Raw genomic sequence first — 9,597 nt, 5'->3', positions numbered from 1 at the left:
GGCCCACCCTCCCCCGCAGTGGGGGCAGGGACGCGCGCCGACCGAGATTCCTTCAGTGAGGCGGTATGCCGTCTCCACCTTCAGCGAGCAGACACGGGTCTCACCCCTTCTTCTTCCGGCCCTTCGGCGGGGGCGCATCGTGGTCCTTGCCGTCCCAGGTCGCGGAGAAGGGGCGGCTGCCCAGCGCCCGCTCGGCCTTCGGCGCCTTCTCGGCAGCCGGCGCTTTCGCGTTCTTGGCGGCCTTGGCCTTCCCGGCCGGCTCCTCCCTGTCCGCCAGGGCGCCGATGCGGCGGCGATGCCAGGCGGCCGAGGCCGCCTTGAGGTCGGGATGGTGCTTGTCGAGGCGCGTCACCAGCCCCTTGGCTTCGGCGTCGGTCAGCCCGTCCACGATCAGCGCGAAGCTCTCCGCGCCCAGGATGTCGCGGATGCGGCGCAGGGCCGGCAGCGGCAGGGCCTTGGCCTTGAGCTGCTTGACCACCAGGGCGCGGCCGGCCTTGGCCACGTCGGCGCGGATGTCGGGAAACGCGTCCGGCGCGGCCGCGACCGCCTTCAGGACGGCGTACCCGTCGACGTCAAGAGCCATGGAGAATCCCCTTCAGTTCCTCGACGAGCGGAATCAGCACGTTCGAGACATGGACACCGTACTTGGCCGAGAAGGTCGGCGGCACCTCGGTGGGCACCAGCGCATCCGCCAGGGCCGCGGCCTGCGGCACCCGCGTCTCCAGGAGCCGGAACCCCGCATCCTCGGAGTCCGCTTCCGCGTGCAGGCGCTCCAGGGTCTGCTGGTGCTGGCGGACCTGCTGCTGGAAGCGCGTGACCAGGACGTAGGGCGGGCTCTTGGGACCGACCCGGCTGCCCTGCCGGGCGCTGCGCCGCCAGATCGTCTCGACGAAGGCGTTGAGGCCGTAGGTCGAGAGGAAGTCGGGGATCGAGGTGACCAGCACGAGGTCGGCGCCGCGCACCACCACCTCGGTCATCGGCGAGATGCCCGGCGCGCAGTCGAAGAGGATGTAGTCGAACTCCTCCGCGAGCGGCACGAAGTCGTCCTGGAACACCTTCCACAGCCGCCCCTCGATGGCGTGCATCGAATATTTCTGCGCCGTGAGCTCGTAGATGATCTCGCGCTCCACCATGCGCAGGTACGGGCCGGACGGCAGCAGGGAGAGCGCCAGCGGCTCGTTCCGGTGCGTGGTCAGGCTGACTTGGCGGTGCACCCGGGCGGCGAGCACCGGCTTCTCCTTCCGGATCAGCTTGAGGGCGAGGTAGGCTTCGAGGGTGCGCCCCTTCGCGATCATCTCGGCCAGCAGCGCGTCGCCAGCCAGGCACACCGAGACGCTGGCCTGCGGGTCGAGGTCGACCACGAGCACCTGCGCCCCGCCCGCGGCCAGGGCCTCGGCCAGCATCACCACCGTCGTAGTCTTGCCGACGCCGCCCTTCATGTTGGCGACCGCGATCAGCTTGCCCGTCACGCCTGTGCCCCCCTCACCGCCGCTTCGAGGGCGGCCCGATGCTTCGCCGACAGCCTCGATTCGAGGAAGCCGTCGATCACGGCGGGCAGCGTCGCCCGGCGCTTGGGATCGACCAGGATCTCGCCGCTCTCCGCCCGCTTCGGGTCGCGCAGGCGGATCAGGCCGATCCCGTGGGCGTCGCAATGGGCTTCGATCTCGGCCAGCCGCGTCTCGGCCTTCGAGCCGGTGGGCAGGTGCCAGACCAGATGGCCGAAATGGGTGAACCGGGTCTGGGCCAGGGCCTCGTGCACCGCCTGCACCGTGCCGCCCGCCTCGGTCTTCAACTCGAAGGAATGCACGTCCACCTGCGCGCCGGGAAGCAGGCGGAAGCGCATCGCCGTAACCAGGACGAAGTCCGGCCGCGACCACTGGCCCCTGCCGATGGTGGAGGTGTCCTGCACGAGGCAGAGGGCGTCCGAAAGGTCGAGGCCGGCGCGGAACGGGCCTTCCAGGTAGGCCCGGAGCGGCCCCATCAACTTGGCCTCGGGCCAGGCGTCGGGCTCATCCGCGGACCGGTCGGCGGGCGGGGCCGGGAGGGCCTCCGCCTCGGTGGCCAGGAAGACCTGCCCGCCCTGCCCGCGCAACCGGCCGATCGACCGGTCCGCGAGCAGGCGGTCGCGGGCGGAGAAGTAGGCCTCCGACGAGACCGGCCGCTCGCAGGCGCGGGCCAGCATCGCGCGCATCACCCGGTTGAGGACCGGCGTCCCGTCCGTCGGCAGCAGCGCGAGGATGCGGGCGTCGAGGCTGCCCTGGTCGGGTGTCGGCATGGACGTTTGCGGCACCGGGTCGTGCGTGAGCGCCCTGGAGCGCCGCACGGTACCTAAAGTCGGCGCGTGCCCCGGCAAGCGGCATCCCGCATCGCGGAGCGATGGGGCTCAGCCGGCGCGGCGATTGCAGCGGACGTAGGAGGCGGAGCCCTTGGCGCTCGACCACGTCAGGCGGTCGCCCTCGACCATGAGGCGGACCTGGGAGGACCAGCGGCGGCCGCGGTCGCTGCACTCGGCGGCCATGACCCAGGTGTTGCCGCTGCGGTGGCCGTCGTGGAAGTTGCAGATCGTGCGGCCGGCCTGGGCACGCTCCTGGGAGATCATGGCCGGGATGTAGCCGCGGCGGCGCGAGCGGGCACCGCACGCGGCCGGGTTCGGCCCCCAGAGGCCGACATACTCCGCCCGCGGCGGCGGGGCCGCGTCGTCGGCCGGCCGCGCCGCGGCGGCCTTCGTGTCCGCGACGATCTTGTCCGCGACGATCTTGGGCTCGACGACCGGCTTGGCCTCGGGAGCAGGCCTTGGCTCGACAGGCGTCCGCGCGGCCGGTGCGGCCTCGACGCTGCGGGCGACCGGGCCCAGCGCGGCCGGCGGCTGGGCGGGCCAGGCGGGGAAGTCGAAGGCCGTGGCCTCGGACTGCGTCGGGGCCGGGCGGAACGGCAGGTCCTCGGCCAGGAAGATCGCGCTGTAGGCAAACAGCGCGCCCCAGCCGGCGGCCAGGGCGAGGACGACCGCGAACCACCGGCGCGTCCCCCCCGGGACCTCGCCGCCGAACTCCGCCAGGCCCGGGTCCAGCCCCGCCGCCATCATGCCCTCTCGCTCCTCCCGACCCGGCCCGGCGCCGTCAGCGCCCGAAGATCCCCTTCAGGAACTGGGCCGTGCGGTTGCGCTTCTTCTTGCGCTCCAGCTCCGACGCGTCCTTGAGCCAGGCCACCTGCACCACCCGGCGCTCGCCCTCGAACGGCTCGTGGCCGTGCCAGGAATTGTCGGCGCGCAGGAAGGCGAACATCGTGCCCATGGTCGGCGGCACCTCGACGGCGAAGGGCGAATAGTTCTTGCCGTCGTAGAGCACGCGCAGCCGCCCGGCCGCCGGGGCGTCCCAGGCGTCGTTCATGTAGACCAGGAGCGTCAGAACCTTGGAGGGGCCGTCCGTGTGGATCGAGCCGTATTTCGGCTGGCTGCGCTTCATGATCGTGGTCAGGCGCGGGCAGGAGACGAGGTCGATCCCGAACTTGTCGCCCAGGATCTTCGAGAACGCGTCGCTCTCCAGCTCCTCGATCAACTCCTTGAAGCGGCCCTTCAGGGCGACCTCGTCCACGGTCAGGTAGCCGGGCTTGGCGATGTCGGGGAAGTCGCGGCGGATCGCGTCGATCGTCTCGGGCTTCAGCACGTCGTGGCCGAGGGTGAAGGCGTAGGGCTCCCGCGTGACCGGGGCGGCGCGCACGGCGGCGATATCGAGGATCGAGGTGGCGGACATCGGTCGGATCCCTGGAGGCACGTCGGGCTTTCGCATCGGGGACGGCCGATTCCTGTCCGAGAACAACGAATTCTTAACCGTTCGCGAGGGCGTGAGAATCCCTAAATCGCCCGATTGCGGCGGCGGCACGGCGAATGGTCCCGGATGGGGCACGGAAGGCACAGTCCGGCCCTTCCCGGCCGGCGCGGAAACTGCCATGCTTGGCCCGGTAGACAACTCCTGCGTGCTCACGGAAGGCGTCCGGCCCCCTGCGATGAGATCCATCGCCTTCCCTCTCCTCGTCGGGTCCCTCGCCGGCCTGCTCGCCGCAGGACCCGCCTCGCCCCAGTCGCGCGCGCCCGCGCAGGGCCGCTCCACCGTGCAGCGCATGACCTGCGCCGAGACGATGGACCTGGTGAAGCGCGAGGGCGCGGTCGTGCTCGGCGCCGCCGCCGGGCAGCCGGAGCGCTTCGTGCGCGACCGCAGCTTCTGCGAGATGTCCGAGATCGCCGAGTTGCGCTTCGTGCCCACCCGCGACAACCCGCAATGCCCGATCGGCTACCGCTGCCGGGAGCCGGGTTTCGACGACTGGAACTGGGACTGATCCCCGCACCGCGGCCGCCCTGCCCCGCATGACGGACGTTTCACGGGGCACGGGCGCCCCCGCGCCACGATCTCGCCACGACCCGTCGTCACTGCCGCTCACGGCGGCCTCGTAGGCGGGTCCGCCGGGATTTCAGGCGTCGGGAGAAGCGCGTGGCGGCAATCAGGAACGGGCTCGGGGTCCAGGCCGTGCTGACGGCGCTCGCCGCCCTCGTCCTGATCGCGGTGCCGGGCATCCCCTCCCCGCCCCTCTACGTCTCGCTGGCGGGCTTCGCCATGGCCGGCATCCTGCTGGCGTCGGCCAACATCTCCGCCTACCTGAAGGTCTTCGTCTCGGTCTACGGGGTCGGCTACCTGCTGCTGGCCGGCTCCAAGACGCTCGCCGCGATGGGCGCCCTGCCCGCGGTGGTCGCGGCCCTCCTGCCCCCGGCCTTCGCCGCCACCGGCGCCGTGGTCTTCGCCGGCATCGTGCTCGGCATCTCCTACCTGCGGCCGATCCGCGAGATCACCCTGATCGCCGACCCCTACTTCGCCAACCGCGACGCGCCGACCAAGGAGATCGGCCTGTTCCGCTGGTTCGGCAACACCGAGGGCAAGATCGGCCAGCGGCTCGTGGCGCTCTCGATCTTCGTGAACTTCGCCGACGTGGCCCTGACCCTGCGGTTCAACTTCTTCTACCGCGACATGTACAACACCCTCCAGGAGTACAACGCGGACGCGTTCTGGTATCAGGTGCTGTGGATCTTCATCCCGCTGGCCTGCCTCAACATCGCCATCGGCATGATCGACCTGTTCGTGGATTCCTCCCTCCACATCCGCTGGCGGACCTGGCTGACCCACAGCCTCTACGAGCGCTGGCTGGGCAAGGGCACGCATTACCGCATCCCCTTCACGGACGAGCCGGCCGACAACCCGGACCAGCGCATCCAGTCCGACGTCAACGCCTTCATCCAGCAGACCGCGAGCCTCTCGATCCGGCTGCTGTCCCAGGCCGCGCAGCTCGTCTCCTTCATCGTGATCCTGTGGGCGCTCTCGCGCGACTTCGTGCTGCCCTTCACGGACCAGGTCATCCCCGGCTTCCTGGTCTGGCTGGTGATCGCCTACGCGGTGGTCGGCACCTGGCTGACCCACATCATCGGCAAGCCCTTGATCGGGCTCGACTTCCGGCAGGAGCAGGTGGAGGCGGACTTCCGCTTCTCGCTGGCCCGCAACCGCATCTACTCGGAGCAGATCGCGCTGCTGCGCGGCGAGCGGGCGGAGGCGTCCCGGCTGCACACGCTGTTCCACGCCATCATCGACAACTACGTCGGCATCATCTTCCGGCGCATCAAGCTGATCGCCTTCACCTTCAGCTACCGGCAGGCGAGCACGATCTTCCCGCTCATCATCGCCGCCCCCTCGTTCTTCGCCAAGAAGATCACGCTCGGCGCCCTGCAGCAGACCTCGGACGCCTTCGGCAACGTCCAGTCCTCCCTGTCCTTCTTCATCAACGCCTACATCACGCTGGCCGCCTACAAGGCCAACACCATCCGTCTGGGCTCCTTCAAGCGGGCGATGACCAAGGCCGAGGCCCTCACCAGCGTCGGCTACGGCCTGGCGCAGGGCAACGAGACCGGCGCCGACGTGACGGCCCGCGACCTGGTGATCGCCCTGCCGGACGGGCGCGAGATCGTCGTCGCCGACCGCCTCGCCTTCGCCAAGGGCACGGCCACCCTGGTCACGGGGCCGTCCGGCTCGGGCAAGTCCACCCTGTTCCGCGCGATCGCCGGGATCTGGCCCTTCGGCAAGGGCCGCATCGACGTGCCCGCCGGCCAGTCGGCGCTGCTGCTGCCGCAGCGGCCCTACATTCCCCTGGGCACGCTGCGCGGGGCCGTGGTCTACCCGAACACGGTGGACCAGTTCTCGGACGAGGCGATCCGCGACGCGCTGGTCGCCGTACGGCTTCCGCAGCTCGCCGACCAGCTCGACACGGTCGATGCCTGGGACCGGCGCCTGTCGGGGGGCGAGCAGCAGCGCCTCGCGCTGGCCCGCGCCGTGCTCGCCAAGCCCGCCTGGCTGTTCCTGGACGAGTCGACCGCGGCCCTCGACGAGCCGAGCGAGGCGGCGATCTACCGGATGCTGCGCGAGCGCCTGCCCGGCACCACCATCGTCTCGATCGGCCACCGTTCCACCCTCAACGCCCTGCACGACCAGCGGGTGGAGATGCAGCCCGGCGACGGACGCTTCACGCCCCGGGTGCTGCAGGTCGCCATGCCCGCCGGGTGAGTGGTTCGGGGTCGGATCCGGCGCGCGAACGTATAATTTCGTACAGTCGGGATGATTTTCCGGTCAAGCTTGCCGATCGGAAATATTAAGGAACCGATTTGGACAGGGCCCGTTCTTTCGGAGACACAAAAATCCGGAGGAACGTATGACCAAGATCACCACCCTCGCCGGTGCCGCCGCCGTTCTGCTGATGTCGTCGGCCGCGTTCGCCGCGCCCTGCTCGACCGGCACAACCGTCGGCAACGACAAGAACACGAACAAGAGTTCGACCGTCGATCCGAAGGCCACGGGCAACACCAGCCCAGGCGCCAAGGCCGAGTCCCCCGGCACGGTCGGCGCCATGAACAACGCGGGCTCCGCCGCCTCGACGGCGACCTCGCCCGGCGACGTGCAGCGCCAGTCGGAAGGCAAGCCCACCGCGACCCAGGAAGCCAAGGGCGGCAACGACTGCTGATCTAGCGCTTAGTTTCGTTCAAGGCCCGCCCGGCTCACGCCGCGGCGGGCCTTTTTCGTTCGGGCTCAGTGTTTCCGGAGCAGGGAGGCCGCCTCGGCGGCCTTGCGGATGGCGGCCACGTCCGGCGTTCCCGGCTTCACAACCCAGCTTCCGCCGACGCAGAGGACGCAATCCTGCGCCAGCCAGTCCGGCGCGGTGGCCTCGGTGATGCCGCCGGTCGGGCAGAGGCGGACCTGGCCGAAGGGGGCGGCGAGCGCCTTGATGGCCTTGAGGCCGCCGGCGGCCTCGGCCGGGAAGAACTTGAAGCGGTCCAGCCCATGGTCGAGGCCGCGCATGATGTCGGCGGCGTTCGCCACCCCCGGCAGGTAGGGCACGCCGTTGGCCTGCGCGGCCTCGGTCAGTGGCGCGGTGAGGCCGGGGCTGACGATGAACTTCGCGCCGGCGCCCAGCGCCGCGTCGAGGTCGCGGGGGTTCAGCACCGTGCCGGCCCCGACCACGGCGCCCTCCACCCGCGACATTTCGCGGATCACGTCGAGGGCCGCCGGCGTGCGCAGGGTGACTTCCAGGGCGGTGAGCCCGCCCTCCACGAGGGCGCGGGCGATGGGCTCGGCATGGGCCGCATCCTCGATCACGAGGACCGGGATCACGGCGACGGAGCGCATCAGCGCGTCGATGCTGGTCATGGCGGTATCCCTGTTGTCTCGGCTCATAGGCCCGCGGCGGCGAGCATGGCGGAGGCGCCCTTCTCGGCCCCGTCGGCCCCGTGGCGCATGAAGGCGAACAGTTCGCGCCCCGTGCCCGAGGCCGGCAGCGGCGGCACGGCCTCCTCGCGGGCCGCGAGTTCCGCGTCGTCCACCATGACTTCGAGCAGGCCCTCCGCCGCGCTGAGGCGGACGACGTCCCCGTCGCGGATCTTGCCGATCAGGCCGCCGCCGAGCGCCTCCGGGGTCAGGTGGATCGCCGCCGGCACCTTGCCGGAAGCCCCCGACATGCGGCCGTCCGTCACCAGGGCGACCCGGTGGCCGCGATCCTGGAGGACGCCGAGCGGGGGGGTGAGCTTGTGCAATTCCGGCATGCCGTTGGCGCGCGGCCCCTGGAAGCGCACCACCACGATCACGTCCTTCTCGAGTTCCCCGGCCTGGAACGCCTTGAGCACGTCGTCCTGGTGGGAGAAGACCCGGGCCGGCGCCTCGATCGTGCGGCGGCTCTCCTCGACGGCGCTGGTCTTGAAGGTGGCGCGTCCGAGGTTGCCCTTCACCAGCCGCATGCCGCCATCCGGCTGGAACGGCCGGTCCGGCCTGCGGATCATGGTGTCGTCCAGGCTCTCGGGCACCGCGTCCTCGAAGACGAGGTCCTCGCCCGAGAGCTTCGGGTCGCGGGCGTGGTCGCGCAGGCAGGCGCCCGAGACGGTCAGGATGTCGTCGTGCAGCAGCCCGCCATCGATCAGGGCGGCGATGACGAAGCTCATGCCGCCGGCCGCGTGGAAGTGGTTCACGTCGCCCGCCCCGTTCGGGTAGACGCGGGCGACGAGGGGGACGACGGCCGAGAGCTGGTCGAAATCCTCCCAGTCGAGGACGATGCCGGCCGCGCGCGCGATGGCCGGCAGGTGGATGGCGTGGTTGGTGGAGCCGCCCGTCGCGAGCAGCCCGACGAGGGCGTTGATTATGGCCTTCTCGTCGATGCAGCGGCCGAGGGGCCGGTAGTCGTTGCCGGACGCCCCGATCTCGGTCAGCCGGTGGATCGCCGCCCGCGTCACGGCCTGCCGCAGCTTGGTGCCGGGGTTGATGAAGGAGGCGCCGGGCATGTGCAGGCCCATCACGTCCATCATCATCTGGTTGGAGTTGGCCGTGCCGTAGAAGGTGCAGGTCCCGGCCCCGTGATACGAGGCGGATTCCGATTCGAGCAGTTCCTCGCGGCCGACCTTGCCCTCGGCATAGAGCTGGCGGATGCGCTGCTTCTCCTTGTTGGCGAGCCCCGAGGGCATGGGGCCGGCCGGGATCAGGATCGTCGGCAGGTGGCCGAAGCGCAGCGCGCCGATGAGCAGGCCCGGCACGATCTTGTCGCAGATGCCGAGGAGCGCCGCCCCGTCGAACATGCCGTGGCTCAGGCCCACGGCGGCCGAGAGCGCGATGGTGTCGCGGGAGAACAGGGACAGCTCCATGCCCTGCTGCCCTTGCGTGACCCCGTCGCACATGGCCGGCGTACCACCGGCCACCTGCGCGGTTGCGCCCCGCTCGCGGGCAAAAACCCGGATCTGGTCGGGATAGCGCGCATAGGGCTGATGGGCCGAGAGCATGTCGTTGTAGGCGGTGACGATGCCGATGTTCATCGTCCGCCCCGAGCGGATCGCGGCCTTGTCCTCGCCGGAGGCGGCGAAGCCGTGGGCGAGGTTGCCGCAGGCCAGAGTCGGACGGTGCACGCCGGACTCGCGCTCCCGCTCGATCAGGTCGAGATAGGCCCTGCGCGAGTCCCGCGAGCGCGCCACGACGCGGGCCGTGACGGCGGCGACCTCGGGATGGATCTCGGCCATGCTCGTTCCCTCCGCTC

General features: G+C 70.7%; 10 protein-coding genes. 3 read left to right on the top strand and 7 right to left on the bottom strand.

Features of this window, described 5'->3' with window-relative positions:
- Positions 1 to 100: 100 nt before the first annotated feature.
- From COGEMETH_RS01570 to COGEMETH_RS01550, 5 genes are all read right to left on the bottom strand, one after another.
- Positions 101 to 583, bottom strand: a complete 483-nt coding sequence (locus tag COGEMETH_RS01570; protein WP_238180864.1) for a hypothetical protein — start codon at positions 581 to 583, stop codon at positions 101 to 103.
- The gene (locus COGEMETH_RS01565; protein WP_238180863.1) at positions 573 to 1,469 is read right to left on the bottom strand and encodes a ParA family protein; all 897 of its coding nucleotides are present in this window, start codon (positions 1,467 to 1,469) and stop codon (positions 573 to 575) included. Before COGEMETH_RS01565 ends, COGEMETH_RS01570 begins: the two co-directional genes overlap by 11 nt.
- Positions 1,466 to 2,275 (bottom strand): hypothetical protein, encoded by an 810-nt coding sequence (locus tag COGEMETH_RS01560; RefSeq protein WP_238180862.1) that lies wholly within the window; start codon positions 2,273 to 2,275, stop codon positions 1,466 to 1,468. The genes COGEMETH_RS01565 and COGEMETH_RS01560 overlap by 4 nt, the downstream gene beginning before the upstream one ends.
- A gap of 108 nt (positions 2,276 to 2,383) precedes the next feature.
- Complete coding sequence (locus COGEMETH_RS01555) at positions 2,384 to 3,082, bottom strand: peptidase inhibitor family I36 protein (protein WP_238180861.1); 699 nt, start codon at positions 3,080 to 3,082, stop codon at positions 2,384 to 2,386.
- 34 nt (positions 3,083 to 3,116) lie between these two features.
- Positions 3,117 to 3,749, bottom strand: a complete 633-nt coding sequence (locus tag COGEMETH_RS01550) for a 2OG-Fe(II) oxygenase (RefSeq protein WP_238180860.1) — start codon at positions 3,747 to 3,749, stop codon at positions 3,117 to 3,119.
- A 253-nt stretch (positions 3,750 to 4,002) separates the two neighbouring features.
- Here COGEMETH_RS01550 and COGEMETH_RS01545 point away from each other — a divergent pair, with 253 nt between their 5' ends.
- From COGEMETH_RS01545 to COGEMETH_RS01535, 3 genes are all read left to right on the top strand, one after another.
- Positions 4,003 to 4,332, top strand: coding sequence for a hypothetical protein (locus COGEMETH_RS01545; RefSeq protein ID WP_238180859.1), 330 nt, complete (start codon positions 4,003 to 4,005; stop codon positions 4,330 to 4,332).
- Between the two features lie 152 nt (positions 4,333 to 4,484).
- Entirely contained in the window at positions 4,485 to 6,596 is a 2,112-nt protein-coding gene (locus tag COGEMETH_RS01540; RefSeq protein ID WP_238180858.1) for an ABC transporter ATP-binding protein/permease, read from the top strand.
- 145 nt (positions 6,597 to 6,741) lie between these two features.
- A complete protein-coding gene (locus COGEMETH_RS01535; protein ID WP_238180857.1) occupies positions 6,742 to 7,050 on the top strand; it encodes a hypothetical protein in 309 nt (102 codons plus the stop codon).
- Positions 7,051 to 7,115: 65 nt separating this feature from the next.
- Here COGEMETH_RS01535 and eda read toward each other — a convergent pair whose 3' ends face one another.
- Positions 7,116 to 7,733 carry a bifunctional 4-hydroxy-2-oxoglutarate aldolase/2-dehydro-3-deoxy-phosphogluconate aldolase gene (gene eda, locus COGEMETH_RS01530; RefSeq protein WP_238180856.1) on the bottom strand — a complete coding sequence of 206 codons (618 nt, stop codon included), beginning with the start codon at positions 7,731 to 7,733 and terminating at the stop codon, positions 7,116 to 7,118.
- 23 nt (positions 7,734 to 7,756) lie between these two features.
- A complete protein-coding gene (gene edd / locus COGEMETH_RS01525) occupies positions 7,757 to 9,580 on the bottom strand; it encodes a phosphogluconate dehydratase (protein WP_238180855.1) in 1,824 nt (607 codons plus the stop codon).
- Positions 9,581 to 9,597 lie beyond the last annotated feature (17 nt).

Origin of the sequence: Methylobacterium trifolii (genome assembly GCF_022179685.1) — a bacterium.
GTDB lineage: Bacteria > Pseudomonadota > Alphaproteobacteria > Rhizobiales > Beijerinckiaceae > Methylobacterium > Methylobacterium trifolii.
The sequence above is the reverse complement of the archived record's forward strand: the minus strand, read 5'-3'. Positions and strand labels throughout refer to the sequence as shown.